Genomic DNA, 16,151 nt, shown 5'->3' on the forward strand with positions numbered 1-16,151 from the left:
CACGATCGATCCCACGCTCTGCGTGGAAATGCATCCTGTGACGCTCCGCGTCACCATTGCGCAGGACGCGGAGCCATGCTCCAGCCGCAGGACGCGGAGCGTCCGAGGAGACATTCCCACGCAGAGCGTGGGAACGATCACTGAGTCAACTTAGAGACCGTAGCTCATCAGGCGCTCATAACGACGGGCCAACAGCGCCTCGTTATCGAACTTCTTGAGCATCGCCAGTTGCGAAGCCAGTTCAGCACGGATGGTCGCAGCCGCAGCAGCCGGATCACGGTGGGCGCCACCCAATGGCTCGGCGATCACTTTATCAACGATCCCCAGGCCTTTGAGGCGATCAGCAGTGATGCCCATGGCTTCGGCAGCGTCCGGCGCCTTTTCTGCGGTTTTCCACAGGATCGAAGCGCAACCTTCCGGCGAGATCACCGCGTAGGTCGAGTACTGCAGCATGTTCAGCTGATCGCAGACGCCAATGGCCAATGCACCGCCAGAACCACCCTCACCAATCACGGTGGCGATGATCGGGGTTTTCAGGCGAGCCATGACGCGCAGGTTCCAGGCGATCGCTTCGCTCTGGTTGCGCTCTTCAGCATCAATACCCGGGTAGGCGCCCGGCGTGTCGATGAAGGTCAGGATCGGCATTTTGAAGCGCTCGGCCATTTCCATCAGGCGGCACGCCTTGCGATAGCCTTCCGGACGCGGCATACCGAAGTTACGGCGCACTTTTTCGCGTACTTCACGGCCTTTCTGGTGACCGATCACCATCACCGGCTGGTCGTCCAGGCGAGCGATACCGCCCACGATGGCCGCGTCGTCGGAGAAGTGGCGGTCGCCATGCAGCTCGTCGAACTCGGTGAAGATGTGCTGAATGTAGTCCAGGGTGTATGGACGGCGCGGGTGGCGAGCCAGGCGCGCAATCTGCCAGCTGGTCAGCTTGCCGAAGATGTCTTCGGTGAGCGTGCTGCTCTTGTCTTGCAGGCGAGCGATCTCATCGCCGATATTCAGCGAATTGTCATTGCCGACCAGGCGCAGTTCTTCAATCTTGGCTTGCAGGTCAGCGATCGGCTGTTCGAAATCAAGAAAATTCGGGTTCATAAGCGTCCGTCTTGGGTCGACGGCCAAGGAGTGCCTGGCCAGCCGGTTGTCTATTCGCGCCCTACCTTAAGGGAGAGGCGCGTTTAGGTCGAGATTAAATGTTTAGTCGAGATCAGACATATCTGACCGTCAACGGTATTGGAGGAAGACGTTGTCTCGCCCGAACTGGTCACGCAAAGCTTGAATCAAGCCATCGGCGGGATCAATTCGCCACGTCTCACCAAACTGCAACATCGCCTTGGCGTCACTGCCGGTGTACTCCATGGTCACCGGACACGCGCCACGGTGGCGTTTAAGCAAGTCACCCAACCAGCGTAGCTGATCGCCTTTGAGGGCTTCGGTCTTGACCTTCAAACGCAGGCTTTCGGCCAGATTGGTGCGCGCATCTTCCATGCTCATCACCCGCTTGATCCGCAGGCGCAGGCCGCCGGAGAAGTCATCATTACTGACCTCCCCTTCCACCACTACCATGGCATCGGTCTGCAGCAGCGACTGCGCGGAGTGGAACGCGTCGGCAAACAGCGACGCCTCTATCCGGCCCGAGCGGTCGTCAAGGGTGATAAAGCCCATCTTGTCGCCCTTCTTATTTTTCATCACCCGCAGGGCGATGATCATACCGGCGACGGTCTGGGTGTCTCGCGCCGGTTTCAGGTCGATGATGCGCTGACGGGCGAAACGACGGATTTCACCTTCGTATTCGTCAATTGGGTGACCCGTGAGGTACAGGCCCAAGGTGTCTTTCTCGCCCTTGAGACGTTCCTTGAGGGTCAGTTCCTTAGCCTTGCGATGGTTGGCGTAAACATCCGCGTCTTCTTCGACGAACAACCCACCAAACAGATCGGCGTGGCCACTGTCATGGGTGCGAGCGGTCTGCTCGGCGGCCTTGATCGCTTCTTCCATGGCCGTCAGCAGTACGGCGCGATTGCGGTCGATATTCGCCTGGTAAGCCTTCGGCTCATCATGGAAATACGGGCCGAGCCGGTCGAGTGCGCCGCTGCGGATCAAACCATCGAGGGTACGTTTGTTGATGCGTTTGAGATCAACCCGCGCGCAGAAGTCGAACAGGTCCTTGAAAGGCCCATCCTGGCGCGCTTCGGTGATGGCTTCCACCGGGCCTTCGCCCACGCCCTTGATCGCGCCCAGGCCATAAATGATGCGGCCTTCGTCATTCACCGTGAACTTGAACTCCGAAGCGTTCACGTCCGGCGCGTCGAGGCGCAGCTTCATGGTGCGCACTTCCTCGATCAAGGTCACGACCTTGTCGGTGTTGTGCATATCCGCCGAAAGTACCGCAGCCATGAATGGCGCCGGATAGTGAGCCTTCAGCCAGGCAGTCTGGTACGACACCAGGCCGTAGGCGGCGGAGTGGGATTTGTTGAAACCGTAACCGGCGAATTTTTCCACCAGGTCGAAAATGTTACCCGCGAGGTCCGCGTCGATATTATTGGAGGCGCAACCTTCAATGAAACCGCCGCGCTGCTTGGCCATTTCCTCGGGTTTTTTCTTACCCATGGCTCGACGCAACATATCCGCGCCACCGAGGGTGTAACCCGCCATCACCTGGGCGATCTGCATCACCTGCTCCTGATACAGGATGATGCCGTAGGTCGGTGCCAGTACTGGCTTGAGGCCTTCGTACTGGTAGTCGGAGTGCGGGTAAGCCAGTTCGGCGCGACCGTGTTTACGGTTGATGAAGTCATCCACCATGCCCGATTGCAACGGGCCCGGACGGAACAGGGCCACCAGTGCGATCAAGTCTTCCAGGCAGTCGGGCTTGAGCTTTTTGATCAGCTCCTTCATGCCGCGCGACTCAAGCTGGAACACCGCCGTGGTTTCGGCCTTTTGCAGCAACTGGTAGGTCGGTTTGTCGTCCAGCGGGATAAACGCGATATCCAGCGGCGCCTCATCGACCTTGGCGCGCTCACGGTTAATGGTCTTGAGCGCCCAGTCGATGATCGTCAGGGTTCGCAGGCCCAGGAAGTCGAACTTCACCAGCCCGGCTGCCTCCACGTCGTCCTTGTCGAACTGGGTAACCAGGCCGTCGCCTTCTTCATCGCAATAAATCGGCGAAAAGTCAGTGAGCTTGGTCGGTGCGATCACCACACCACCGGCGTGCTTACCGACGTTACGTACTACGCCTTCGAGCTTGCGCGCCATGTCCCAGATTTCGGCCGCTTCTTCATCGACCTTGATGAAGTCGCGCAGGATTTCCTCCTGCTCGTAAGCCTTTTCCAGGGTCATGCCGACTTCGAAGGGGATCATCTTCGATAGGCGATCCGCCAGGCCATAGGACTTGCCCTGTACACGGGCCACGTCACGGATTACAGCCTTGGCCGCCATGGAACCGAAAGTGATGATCTGGCTTACAGCATTGCGGCCGTATTTCTCGGCCACATATTCGATCACGCGGTCGCGACCGTCCATGCAGAAGTCGACGTCGAAGTCGGGCATGGAAACCCGTTCCGGGTTCAGGAACCGTTCGAACAGCAGGTCATATTCCAGCGGGTCGAGGTCGGTGATTTTCTGCACATAAGCCACCAGCGAGCCAGCACCTGACCCCCGGCCCGGACCTACCGGCACGCCGTTGCTTTTGGCCCACTGGATAAAGTCCATTACGATCAAGAAGTAACCGGGAAACCCCATCTGGATGATGATATCCAGCTCGAAATTCAGCCGATCAACATACACCTGGCGCTTGGCGTCGTAGTCTTCGGTCGTGTCCTTGGGCAGCAGAACGGTAAGCCGCTCTTCCAGGCCGTCAAACGACACCTTGCGGAAATACTCATCGATGGTCATGCCATCGGGAATCGGGAAGTTAGGCAAGAAGTGCTTGCCTAGCTTTACTTCGATATTGCAACGCTTGGCGATTTCGACAGAGTTTTCCAGCGCCTCAGGCAGGTCACTGAACAGTTCGGCCATCTCATCGGCGCTTTTGAGGTATTGCTCTTCGCTGTAGTTCTTCGAGCGACGCGGGTCGTCGAGCGCCCGGCCCTCACCGATGCATACGCGAGTTTCGTGAGCTTCGAAGTCTTCCTTCTTGATAAAGCGCACATCGTTGGTCGCAACCAACGGCGCACCCAGCTTGTCGGCCAGGGCCACCGCGGCGTGCAGATGCTCTTCATCATTGGGCCGATTGGTACGCTGGACCTCCAGGTAGAAGCGATCAGGGAAAACCTGCATCCACTCGCGGGCCAGCACTTCGGCCTCCTGGGGATTGCCACCCAGCAGCGCGATACCGATTTCGCCCTCCTTGGCCGCCGAAAGCATGATTACGCCCTCGCTGGCTTCAGCCACCCACTCACGCTCGATGATGATCGAGCCATTACGCTGGCCGTCGATAAAACCGCGAGAAATCAATTCGGTGAGGTTGCGATAACCCACGCCGTTCATTGCCAATAGGCTGATACGGCTCAGGGGGTTATCGGGGTCTTTGTTGGACAGCCACAGGTCGGCGCCGCAGATCGGCTTGATGCCAGCGCCCATGGCGCTTTTGTAGAATTTGACCAGGGAGCACATGTTGTTCTGATCGGTCACCGCAACCGCAGGCATATTCATGCCCACCAGGGTTTTGACCAGCGGTTTGATCCGTACCAGGCCGTCGACCAGGGAGTATTCAGTGTGCAGGCGCAGGTGAACGAATGAAGCCGGCATAGTGATCCTGTTCTAATACGTGGAGACAACAAGGCCCGGATTGTACCGGGCCTTGGCAAAAACATCAGCCTCGCGACTAAACCTAGCCGAGGCTCTCACGCGCCTCATAAGCCAGGCGAACCGGGGCAAACGAGCGTCGATGTATCGGCGTTGGGCCGAGGCGGGCCAAGGCTTCCAGATGAACGGGCGTCGGGTAGCCCTTGTGGCCTCCGATGCCGTAGCCGGGGTAAATCAATTCGAAAGCAGCCATTTCACGGTCACGGCTGACTTTGGCCAGGATCGAGGCGGCGGCGATAGCGGGAACCTTGCCATCGCCCTTGACCACGGCTTCAGACGGCATCGCCAGCTTCGGGCAGCGGTTGCCGTCGATCATCGCCATTTTTGGCGTAATGTGCAGGCCTTCTACCGCACGCTGCATAGCCAGCATCGTCGCGTGGAGGATATTCAACTCGTCGATTTCTTCAACTTCGGCCCGGGCGATGTGCCAGCTCAGGGCTTTCTCACAGATTTCGTCGAAGAGCTTTTCGCGACGGGCTTCAGTCAGTTTTTTCGAGTCGTTGAGGCCAAGGATCGGGCGATTCGGGTCGAGAATCACCGCCGCGGTGACCACCGCGCCACACAGCGGGCCACGCCCTACTTCGTCAACACCGGCCACCAGCTCGTGGGCTTCGGCAACCAGGCTGAAATCCAGGCCCATTTGGGTGGTCATAGCGCTTCCTGTTTTTGGCCGATCAAGGTCAATACGGCGTCGGCCGCCTGATTCGACGCATCACGGCGCAGTGTGCGATGGATGTCATCAAAACCACGGGTCTGCTCTTCACCGCCGTCGATCAGAGGGAGTATGGTTTGCGCCAGGGCTTCAGGGGTCGCTGCGTCCTGCAACAACTCCGGTACCAGAAGACGCTGGGCCAGCAAGTTGGGCAAAGAAATGTAGGGGCTTTTGACCATGCGCTTGAGAATCCAGAAGGTCAGCGGCGCCAAGCGATAGGCCACGACCATAGGACGCTTGTACAGCAAGGCTTCCAGGGTCGCGGTACCCGAGGCGATCAGCACCGCATCACAAGCGGCCAAGGCCAGGTGCGACTGACCGTCCAGCAAGGTCAGCGGCAGGTCACGCCCTTCAAGCAGTGTTTCGATTTGCGTCCGACGTTGCGGGCTGGCGCACGGCAGCACGAAGCGCACACCGGGCTTCAAGGCCAGCAGGCGCTCGGCGGCATCAAAGAAAAGTGCGCCTAGGCGGCCAACTTCGCCGCCACGACTGCCCGGCATCAACGCAACGAGCGGGCCATCGGGCAAGCCCAACTCGGCACGGGCTGCTGCACGGTCAGCTTGCAGAGGAATGGTGTCAGCCAGCGTATGACCGACAAACCGCACCGGCACACCCTTCTCTTCATAGAACCTGGCCTCGAAGGGCAGCAGGGTCAGCATCAAATCGCAACCTTCACGAATCTTCAGCACGCGCTTCTGCCGCCACGCCCACACGGACGGGCTTACGTAGTGCACGGTCTTGATCCCGGCCTGACGTAGCTTGAGCTCGATATTGAGGGTGAAGTCCGGTGCGTCGATACCGATAAAAACGTCGGGTTTTTCTTCGATCAGGGTCTGGATCAGCAACTTGCGGCGAGCCAGCAACTCACGCAAACGGCCCAACACCTCCACTAATCCCATGACCGACAAGCGCTCCATAGGAAAGTAGGAAGCGAGACCTTCGGCCTGCATCAGCGGGCCACCCACGCCGATAAATTCCACCGCAGGGTGCTGGGCTTTAAGGGCCCGCATCAGGCCTGCGCCCAAAATATCGCCGGAAGCTTCACCGGCCACCAGCGCGATACGCAGATTAGCCATGATCAGCGGGTGATGCCGCGAGTCGACGCCTGGATCGAGTCACGAAACACCGCGACTTCCGGGAACAACGCTGCCGGCTCGGCCAGTTCGGTCAGCGCCTGATCTACCGTCAGCCCCTGGCGATAAACCACCTTATAGGCGCGACGCAGGGCGTGAATTGCGTCTTCGCTGAAACCACGGCGGCGCATGCCTTCGAAGTTCATGCTGCGCGCTTCGGCAGGGTTGCCGAATACGGTGACAAATGCTGGAACATCCTTACCAATCGCAGTACCCATGCCGGAAAAGCTGTGGGCACCGATATGGCAATACTGGTGGACCAGGGTAAAACCGGACAAGATCGCCCAGTCATCAACGTGTACATGACCCGCCAGCGCAGTATTGTTGACCAGGATGCAATGGTTGCCGATCACACTGTCATGGCCGATATGGGCATAGGCCATGATCAGGTTGTGATCACCCAACGTGGTCTCAGCCCGATCCTGTACGGTACCGCGGTGAATAGTCACGCCTTCACGGATGATGTTGTGATCACCGATTACCAAGCGGGTCTCTTCACCCTTGTACTTCATGTCCGGGGTGTCTTCACCTACCGAGGAAAACTGGTAGATGCGATTGTGTTTGCCGATGCGGGTCGGACCTTTAAGGATCACGTGCGGCCCGATGACAGTCCCCTCGCCGATTTCAACACCTGCGCCGATGATCGACCAGGGGCCGACCTCAACGTCGGCGGCCAGAACGGCCGACGGATCGATGATTGCGCGAGGGTCAATCAAACTCATAGTTTGCGTTCCGCGCAGATGATCTCAGCGGAGCACACTGGCTTGCCGTCCACCGAGGCCTGGCATTCGAATTTCCAGATCTGGCGCTTGCAGCTGATGAACTTGGCTTCCAGGATCAACTGGTCACCCGGCGTGACCGGGTTGCGGAAACGCAGTTTGTCGGAGCCAACGAAATAGTAAAGCGTGCCGTCGGCAGGCTTGAGGTCAAGCATTTTAAAACCAAGGATACCGGCAGCCTGGGCCATCGCTTCGATGATCAACACGCCCGGCATGATTGGATGCTCGGGAAAGTGACCATTGAAGAACGGTTCGTTGATGCTGACATTCTTATAGGCACGAATGCGCTTTTCCTCTGTGTTGAGGTCCACTACGCGATCCACCAGCAGGAACGGGTAACGGTGAGGCAAGTATTCGCGAATCTCGTTGATGTCCATCATTTCGGGGGGAAGCCTGTAATAAAGATTGGGGGCGGGCGGACTAAAAGCACGCCCCGCTAGCAAATCAAGGAGGCAGTCTAGCGGCTGTACACACTTGATATGGAAATGGTATCAGCCATCTGATGAAGCATTAGCGCCAGGGGTCACGTCTGCAACACGCTTTTCCAGCTGTTTGAGACGCCGGGCCATGTCGTCGAGCTGCCTCAACCGTGCTGCACTTTTTCGCCACTCAGCCGCAGGCTGCATGGCGGTACCGGAAGAATAGGCACCCGGTTCGGTAATCGAGTGGGTCACCATGGTCATGCCGGTGATGAAGACGTTGTCACAAATATCGATATGCCCCACCAGCCCTACGCCACCGGCGAGCATGCAATGCTTGCCGATCTTGGTGCTGCCGGAAATACCCACGCATGCCGCCATGGCGGTGTGATCGCCAATCTGCACGTTGTGGGCGATCTGAATCTGGTTGTCGAGCTTCACACCGTTACCGATCACGGTATCGGCCAATGCCCCACGATCTACTGCGGTATTGACGCCGATCTCCACGTCATCACCGATCAATACGCCACCAACTTGGGCGATCTTGTGCCAAACGCCTTTTGAATTGGCAAAGCCAAAGCCTTCACCACCAATCACCGCGCCTGACTGAATGACTACTCGCGCACCAATACGCACATCGTGGTACAGAGTGACGCGAGGAGCCAGCCAGCCATCGGCTCCGATTTCACAACGCGCACCGATAAAGCAATGAGCGCCCACTGTGACGCCAGCGGCAATACGTGCACCACTCTCGATCACGGCAAACGCGCCAATGCTGGCCGCAGGGTCAACCTGGGCATCATCGGCGATCACGGCCGACGGATGAATACCGTCGGCAGCCTTAGGCTTTGGATCGAACAGGTGCGACGCACGGGCATAAGCCAGGTAAGGATCAGCCACCACCAGTGCATCCCCGGCAAAACCCTCAGCATCAGCAGCCTTCAGCAACACGGCTGCGGCTTGACTGTCGACCAGGTATTTACGGTATTGGGGATTTGCGAGGAAGCTCAACTGAGCTGGGCCAGCCTCCTGCAAGGTGGCTAGCCCAGTGATTTCTTTCTCCGGGGAGCCACGCAAGGTAGCCCCCAGGAACTCGGCCAACTCGCCGAGTTTGATAGTCGCAGTCATGGCTTACTTCAGCTGGTTCATGCGCTCGATCACCTGACGGGTGATGTCGTATTGAGGCTTGACGTCAATCACGGCGCCGCGCTCGAACACCAGGTCAAAGGCACCTTTCTTGATGACTTCTTCCACAGCGCTGTCGAGTTTCGGCTTGAGCTGCTTGAGCATTTCGCGGTCAGCAACAGCCTTGGCTTCGTTCAGCTCCTTGGATTGGAACTGGTAGTCACGGGCCTTTTGCTTGAATTCAAGCTCCAAGCGCTCGCGCTCGCCTTGCTGCATCTTGTCGCCACCCGCTACCAGACGATCCTGGATGCCCTTGGCGCTGCTTTCCAGAGTCTTCAGCTTAGTCAGTTGCGGACCGAATTTTTTCTCGGCATCCACGGCGTATCGCTTGGCCGCGTCGGATTCCAGCAGAGCCATCTGATAGTTCAGAACGGCGATTTTCATTTCAGCGAAGGCCGGGGTGGTTACCAGCACAGTTGCCAGCAGAACCAATTGAGTCAACTTACGCACGATGCACTCCTACAGAATCCGTTGTCGTTATCTTGGGTCAGACGCTTAGAACGTCTGGCCGAGGGAGAATTGGAAAATTTGGGTTTCAGCGTTATCCGGTTTCTTGATCGGCATGGCCAGAGCAAAGCTCAATGGGCCAAGCGCAGTCACCCATGTCACACCAACACCTACGGAGCTGGCAAGGTTGCTCAGACTGACTTCGTTGCACTGGGTCTGGGACTTCACGCCGCTCGGGTTAGTGACCTGCTCGCACTTGGAATCGAACACGTTACCCACGTCCCAGAAAACCGAAGTACGCAACGAACGTTGATCCTTGACGAACGGCAGCGGGAACAAAATCTCCGCACCACCCTGGATCAGTACGTTACCACCGAATGGCAGAGGGTCGTTGTTAGAGTCAACGGCAGTGCCCTGGTTACCGGTCACACCCACACCACGGCTCGGGGTACCACGTGGACCCAAGGTGCTGTCCTTGAAACCACGAACCGAGTTGAAACCACCCGCATAGTAGTTCTCGTAGAACGGCAGACCACTGGTCGAACCATAACCGTCGCCATAACCCAACTCGGTGTGCAGGCGCATGGTGTAGTTATCGCTCAGCGGCTGGAACAACTGGCCGCGGTAGTCAAGCTTGAAGAACGACAGGTCGCTGCCCGGCGTAGTGGCTTCCAGGGTCAAGCTCTGGGAGTGACCACGGGTCGCCAATACACCTTTGTTCAGGGTCGATTCCGACCAACCGGCCGAAGCCTTGAAGTTCAGGAACTGGTCACCCTCATTGCGTACGAAGTTGAAAATCTCGTCCACGGTGTACACGCCGGTCTTGATCTTGTCCTGTTGAGCGGTCAAGCCAAAGGTCAAGCGCGAGGTCTCGCTGATCGGGTAACCGATGTTGACACCAGCGCCGAGGCTGTCGATCGCATAGCTTGCAACGTCAACGTCGAGATCTTTGTAGTCGGTGGTGCGGTAGAAGGCGTTGTAGCCCAGGCTCACACCATCAGCAGTCCAGTAGGGGTCGACATAACCGAAGTTATAGCGGCTCTGGTATTGGCTTCGAGTCAGACCGATGGAAACCTTGTTACCCGTACCGAGGAAGTTGTTCTGGGTAATCGAACCACCGAGGATCAGGCCGGCACTCTGTGCGAAACCAACGCTGGCAGTAATCGAGCCCGATGCTTGCTCTTCAACGGCGTAGTTCACGTCAACCTGGTCATCCACACCTGGCACGGCTGGAGTTTCAACGTTGACTTCCTTGAAGAAGCCCAGGCGCTCAAGACGGGTCTTGGATTGGTCGATGAGGTAAGTCGACGCCCAGCCACCTTCCATCTGACGCATTTCACGACGCAGCACTTCGTCCGCAGACTTGGTGTTGCCACGGAAGTTGATACGATTCACGTAGGCACGCTTGCCTGGATCGACGACGAAGGTGATGTCCACAGTGTGATCATCATCGTGCGGAGTCGGCACGCCGTTGACGTTGGCGAAGGTATAGCCTTCGTTACCCAGGCGACGGGTGATCAGTTCGGACGTAGTGGTCATCAGCTTGCGCGAGAACACCTGGTCTTTCTGCACCAGCAACAGGGACTTGACCTGGTCTTCCGGTACTTTCAGGTCGCCGCTGAGCTTCACGTCACGAACGGTGTATTTCTCGCCTTCGTTGACGTTGACGGTGATGTAGACGTGCTTCTTGTCCGGGGTGATGGACACCTGGGTCGAAGCAATATCCATGTTGATATAGCCACGGTCCAGGTAGTAGGAACGCAGACGCTCCAGGTCACCGGACAGTTTTTCACGGGCGTACTTGTCATCGTTCTTGAAGAACGACAACCAGTTGGTGGTCTTGAGCTCGAACAGGTCGATCAGGTCGTCATCAGCGAACTTGGTGTTGCCCACCACGTTGATGTGCTGAATCGCCGCTACTGTGCCTTCGTTGATGTTGACCTTGAGGCCAACACGGTTACGAGGCTGCGGGATCACTTCCGTCTCCACCGTCGCAGAGTAACGACCCTGGGCAACGTACTGACGTTGCAGTTCGTTACGCACACCCTCAAGGGTGGCACGTTGGAAGATCTCGCCCTCGGCCAGGCCGGATTGTTTGAGGCCCTTCATCAAGTCGTCAGTAGAGATCGCCTTGTTGCCCTCGATCGCGATACTGGCGACAGAAGGTCGCTCAACAACGGTGATGACCAGGACGTTGCCTTCGCGACCCAGTTGGATATCTTGAAAGAACCCGGTTTTGAACAGCGCACGAGTGGATTCCACCAGGCGACGATCATCCGCCTGTTCCCCGACGTTCAACGGCAAGGCACCAAAGACGCTACCGGCGGAAACCCGCTGGAGGCCGTTGACGCGAATATCGGAGATAGTGAAGGACTCGGCGTGAACTTCGGCGATCATCAATACGGTGAGAACCGCAGTTAGCAGCAGACGTTTCATGAAGTCCTTTCTTATTCCAACTGGCAATAAACAAACTGCCGCAAAATGCGGCAGATTCGCAATTCAGCGAAGCGTTACAGTCGTCCCAGATCGTTGACCAGAGCTAACAACATCACCCCAACCACCAAACTGATACCGATCTGTATCCCCCAACCCTGCACCCGATCCGACAAGGGGCGACCACGCACCCACTCGACCAGATAAAACAACAGATGCCCCCCATCCAATACTGGAATGGGCAGCAAATTCAGAACCCCAAGGCTAATACTCAGATAAGCCAGGAAATTCAGGAAATCCGCGACACCCGACTGGGCAGAAGCGCCCGCCACTTTAGCAATGGTTATCGGCCCACTCAAGTTTTTTACCGAGAGCTCGCCGAACAACATTTTCTTGAGCGATTCGAGGGTCAGTACACTCATGGTCCAAGTGCGTTTTGCACCCTCGCCAATTGCCGCCAACGGCCCGTAACTGATCTCACGCAACATCGAAGGTGGCCACTCGGGACTCTTGACGCCAGCGCCCAGATAACCCCCGGCCGCCTTGGCCTCCCCGCGAACCGACAAGGTCACAGGGACGTCGATTTGAGCACCATCGCGCTCAACTTTCAGCACAATTTTAGTATCAGGGCGTACACGCACCAGATCGACCACTTGCTGCCAGTCGCCAAGCGCCTGGCCATCAAGTGCCAGCAAGCGATCGCCAGTTTTCAGACCTGCGGCCTGGGCAGGCCCCTTGGGATCCAGCTCGGCAAGCACCGGCGGCAAAGCCGGACGCCATGGACGAATGCCCAGGGACTTGATGGGATCAGGCTCATCCGCACCTTTAAGCCAGTGATCCAACGCCAACTCGCGAGGCGTTTCGGTGGTGGAATCCAGCTCACGCACCACGACATTGATGGCGCCGCTTTCACCCATCCGGCGAACCAACTGCAAATTGACCGCACCCCACCCGGTGGTCGGTTCGCCATCAATGGATACAATTTCCTGCCCCGCTACCAGCCCGGCCTTGGCCGCCATGCTGTCTGCCTCGACGGCACCAATCACTGGACGCATCTGCTGGCTGCCCAGCATGGCCAGGATCCAGAAAAACACCATCGCGAGCAAGAAGTTGGCAATCGGGCCGGCGGCGACAATAGCGATACGCTGACCAACGGTCTTGCGATTGAAGGATTGATCCAACTGATCCGCCGGCACTTCGCCTTCGCGCTCGTCGAGCATTTTGACGTAGCCACCCAGCGGAATGGCGGCAATCACGAATTCGGTGCCACGACGGTCGTGCCAACGCAGCAACGGCATCCCGAAACCGACGGAAAAGCGCAATACCTTGACGCCACAACGACGCGCCACCCAGAAGTGGCCGAATTCGTGGAAGGTAACCAGCACACCCAGAGCAACCAGGGTGCCGACAATCATGTAGAGCGCACTCATCTAATCTCTCCGCATTCCTATCCAGTGCCTGAAGACTCAAACCTGCCCACAGACTAACGCGCGTTGCGGTTCAACCACTGTTCGGCCAGGGCGCGGGCCTTTGCATCCGCCTCGAACACTGCCCCAAGATCATTCACAGCCACTACAGGCTCAAGACTCAGAACATCCTCGATGATACTCGCGATCTGCGGAAAGCGGATGCGTCGTTCGAGAAACGCCGCCACGGCCACTTCATTGGCCGCATTGAGCATCGCCGGAGCGCTATTACCCACCTCCGCCGCCTGGCGCGCCAGGCGCAGGCACGGAAAGCGCTGCTCGTCCGGTGCTTCGAAGTCCAGACGGGCAATGGCGAACAGGTCCAACGGTGCGACCCCGGAATCAATCCGTTCCGGCCAAGCCAGGGCGTTGGCGATCGGCGTACGCATGTCGGGATTACCCAACTGGGCCAACACCGAACCGTCTATGTAGTCGACCAGAGAATGAATCACACTTTGAGGGTGAATCACCACCTCGACCTGATCAGGTCGAGCATCGAACAGCCAGCAAGCCTCAATCAACTCAAGGCCCTTGTTCATCATGCTCGCCGAATCCACGGAGATTTTACGCCCCATGGACCAGTTCGGATGGGCGCAAGCCTGATCAGGCGACACATGCTCCAGCTCATCCAATGGAGTCTGCCGGAACGGACCACCGGAAGCAGTCAGAAGAATCCGGCGCACGCCGACCTGACTCAAACCACGGGCAAAATCACCGGGCATACACTGGAAGATCGCATTATGTTCGCTGTCGAGGGGCAGCAAAACCGCACCACTCTTGTGTACCGCCTGCATAAAGAGCGTGCCGGACATAACCAGCGCCTCTTTGTTGGCCAGCAGAATCTTCTTACCAGCATCGACTGCCGCCAGTGTCGGACGCAAACCTGCCGCGCCGACAATGGCCGCCACCACGGTATCGACCTCAGCGTCGGACGATACCTGGCACAAGCCCTCCTCGCCTACCAGCACCTGAGTGGCAAGGCCCGCTGCCCGCAGCGCGTCCTGCAAGCCTCGCGCTGCCGTCACTTCAGGCACTACGGCGAACCGAGGCACGTGGCGCACGCACAGGGCCAACAATTCGCTCAAACGAGAGAATCCGGTCAGGGCGAAGACTTGATAGCGATCTGGATGGCGAGCGATCACATCCAGGGTGCTGAGCCCTACCGAGCCGGTCGCCCCCAAGACAGTCACCTGCTGCAGGCGGCTCACGAAGCAGTCATCCACAACAACACGGCAAAGATCGGAATCGCAGCGGTGAGACTATCGATACGATCCAACACACCACCATGCCCCGGCAGCAGGTTGCTGCTGTCCTTGATCCCGGCCTGGCGCTTGAACATGCTTTCGGTGAGGTCACCCACTACCGAGATAAACACGACAATGGCCGTGCCCAGCAGGGCCAGGAAAATTTCCTTCACCGACCAATCGCGCACTACACCAACAACCAGAGCGATCACCAACGTTAATGCCAGGCCGCCGTAAACGCCCTCCCAGCTCTTGCCCGGGCTGACTGCCGGCGCCAGTTTGCGCTTGCCGAAGGCTCGACCGGAAAAATAGGCACCAATATCAGCGCCCCAGACCAGCACCATCACCGCCAGGATCAACTCGTTACCGATTGGGAAACGCTTGATCTCCACCAACCCTTGCCAAGCCGGCAGCAGGATCAATAAGCCAATGACCAGCTTGCAGGCCACACTGGACCACTGACCACTGGTACGCGGATAGGTCAGCACCAGGAATGTCGCCAGCGCCCACCAGAGCACCGCCGCACCCAGTACCCAAGGCGCAATGTCCGGCAGGATGTACATCAGGAACAGCAACAGCGCCACGACCGCGGCGTACACCACGCGCGGCAGCTGGGCATTGAAACCCGCCAGGCGCGCCCACTCCCAGGCACCCAGGGTCACGACCAGACCGATAAACAGCGCAAAGCCGGAACCGTCGAGCAGAAAAAAACCACACAAGGCGATCGGCAGCAGGATCAGTGCGGTGATGATTCGTTGTTTAAGCATTTAAACCCGGGCTCCAGCTTCGATCTGCTCGCTCGTTTTACCGAAGCGACGCTGACGGGAAGCAAAATCGGCCAACGCATTACGCATGGCATCGTGTTTGAAGTCCGGCCAGAACAGGTCGGAGAAGTACAGCTCGGTATACGCCAGCTGCCACAGCAGGAAATTGCTGATGCGGTGCTCGCCGCCGGTACGGATGCACAAGTCCGGCAACGGCAGGTCGCCGGTTACCAGACAGGTTTGTAACAGCTCGGGTGTAATGTCCTCCGGCCGCAGATGACCGGCCTGCACTTCGCGGGCAAGTCGCTGCGCAGCTTGGGCGATGTCCCACTGACCACCATAGTTGGCGGCAATCTGCAGCACAAAACGGTTAGCTCCGGCGGTGATAGCCTCGGCCTCGCGCATGGCAGCCTGCAGCTCCGGATGGAACCGCGAGCGATCACCAATGATGCGCAAGCTGATGTTGTTGTCGTTGAGGCGCTTGGCCTCACGACGCAAGGCCTTGAAGAACAGGTCCATCAAGGCACTGACTTCTTCGGCGGGACGCTGCCAGTTTTCACTGGAGAAGGCGAACAAGGTCAATACTTCGACCTTGGCTTCGGCGCACACCTCGATTACAGCCCGCACCGCATCGACACCCGCTTTATGCCCGGCAACGCCGGGCATAAAGCGTTTTTTCGCCCAGCGATTATTCCCATCCATGATAATCGCGACATGGCGCGGCACCACAGAGGGCACAGTCTGCTTGGTCTTTTCCATGAAG

At 58.0% G+C, this 16,151-nt stretch carries 13 protein-coding genes; all 13 read right to left on the reverse strand.

The features are described 5' to 3' along the window. Positions 1-150: 150 nt before the first annotated feature. A complete protein-coding gene (locus BFL40_RS30565) occupies positions 151-1,098 on the reverse strand; it encodes an acetyl-CoA carboxylase carboxyltransferase subunit alpha (protein WP_071487440.1) in 948 nt (315 codons plus the stop codon). A 129-nt stretch (positions 1,099-1,227) separates the two neighbouring features. Next, positions 1,228-4,749: a DNA polymerase III subunit alpha gene (gene dnaE / locus BFL40_RS30570; RefSeq protein ID WP_071487441.1), complete on the reverse strand. Its 3,522-nt coding sequence runs from the start codon at positions 4,747-4,749 to the stop codon at positions 1,228-1,230. A gap of 82 nt (positions 4,750-4,831) precedes the next feature. Further along, complete coding sequence (gene rnhB, locus BFL40_RS30575) at positions 4,832-5,458, reverse strand: ribonuclease HII (RefSeq protein ID WP_071487442.1); 627 nt, start codon at positions 5,456-5,458, stop codon at positions 4,832-4,834. Then, positions 5,455-6,594 (reverse strand): lipid-A-disaccharide synthase, encoded by a 1,140-nt coding sequence (gene lpxB, locus BFL40_RS30580; protein WP_071487443.1) that lies wholly within the window; start codon positions 6,592-6,594, stop codon positions 5,455-5,457. Before lpxB ends, rnhB begins: the two co-directional genes overlap by 4 nt. 2 nt (positions 6,595-6,596) lie before the next feature. Next, the gene (lpxA, locus tag BFL40_RS30585; RefSeq protein ID WP_071487444.1) at positions 6,597-7,373 is read right to left on the reverse strand and encodes an acyl-ACP--UDP-N-acetylglucosamine O-acyltransferase; all 777 of its coding nucleotides are present in this window, start codon (positions 7,371-7,373) and stop codon (positions 6,597-6,599) included. Continuing rightward, entirely contained in the window at positions 7,370-7,810 is a 441-nt protein-coding gene (gene fabZ / locus BFL40_RS30590; RefSeq protein ID WP_071487445.1) for a 3-hydroxyacyl-ACP dehydratase FabZ, read from the reverse strand. Before fabZ ends, lpxA begins: the two co-directional genes overlap by 4 nt. Positions 7,811-7,921: 111 nt before the next feature. Beyond that, entirely contained in the window at positions 7,922-8,977 is a 1,056-nt protein-coding gene (lpxD, locus tag BFL40_RS30595) for a UDP-3-O-(3-hydroxymyristoyl)glucosamine N-acyltransferase (RefSeq protein WP_071487446.1), read from the reverse strand. Positions 8,978-8,980: 3 nt separating this feature from the next. Further along, positions 8,981-9,484 (reverse strand): OmpH/Skp family outer membrane protein, encoded by a 504-nt coding sequence (locus BFL40_RS30600; protein ID WP_003189173.1) that lies wholly within the window; start codon positions 9,482-9,484, stop codon positions 8,981-8,983. A gap of 45 nt (positions 9,485-9,529) precedes the next feature. Further along, on the reverse strand, positions 9,530-11,917 hold the full coding sequence (gene bamA, locus BFL40_RS30605) for an outer membrane protein assembly factor BamA (protein ID WP_071487447.1): 2,388 nt from the start codon (positions 11,915-11,917) through the stop codon (positions 9,530-9,532). Between the two features lie 74 nt (positions 11,918-11,991). After that, complete coding sequence (rseP, locus tag BFL40_RS30610) at positions 11,992-13,344, reverse strand: sigma E protease regulator RseP (protein WP_071487448.1); 1,353 nt, start codon at positions 13,342-13,344, stop codon at positions 11,992-11,994. Positions 13,345-13,397: 53 nt separating this feature from the next. Further along, entirely contained in the window at positions 13,398-14,588 is a 1,191-nt protein-coding gene (gene ispC, locus BFL40_RS30615) for a 1-deoxy-D-xylulose-5-phosphate reductoisomerase (RefSeq protein ID WP_071487449.1), read from the reverse strand. Then, the gene (locus BFL40_RS30620; protein WP_071487450.1) at positions 14,585-15,391 is read right to left on the reverse strand and encodes a phosphatidate cytidylyltransferase; all 807 of its coding nucleotides are present in this window, start codon (positions 15,389-15,391) and stop codon (positions 14,585-14,587) included. The genes ispC and BFL40_RS30620 overlap by 4 nt, the downstream gene beginning before the upstream one ends. Beyond that, positions 15,392-16,147 carry a polyprenyl diphosphate synthase gene (gene uppS / locus BFL40_RS30625; protein WP_071487451.1) on the reverse strand — a complete coding sequence of 252 codons (756 nt, stop codon included), beginning with the start codon at positions 16,145-16,147 and terminating at the stop codon, positions 15,392-15,394. Positions 16,148-16,151: the final 4 nt, after the last annotated feature.

Origin of the sequence: Pseudomonas costantinii (genome assembly GCF_001870435.1) — a bacterium.
Classification (GTDB): Bacteria; Pseudomonadota; Gammaproteobacteria; order Pseudomonadales; family Pseudomonadaceae; genus Aquipseudomonas; species Aquipseudomonas costantinii.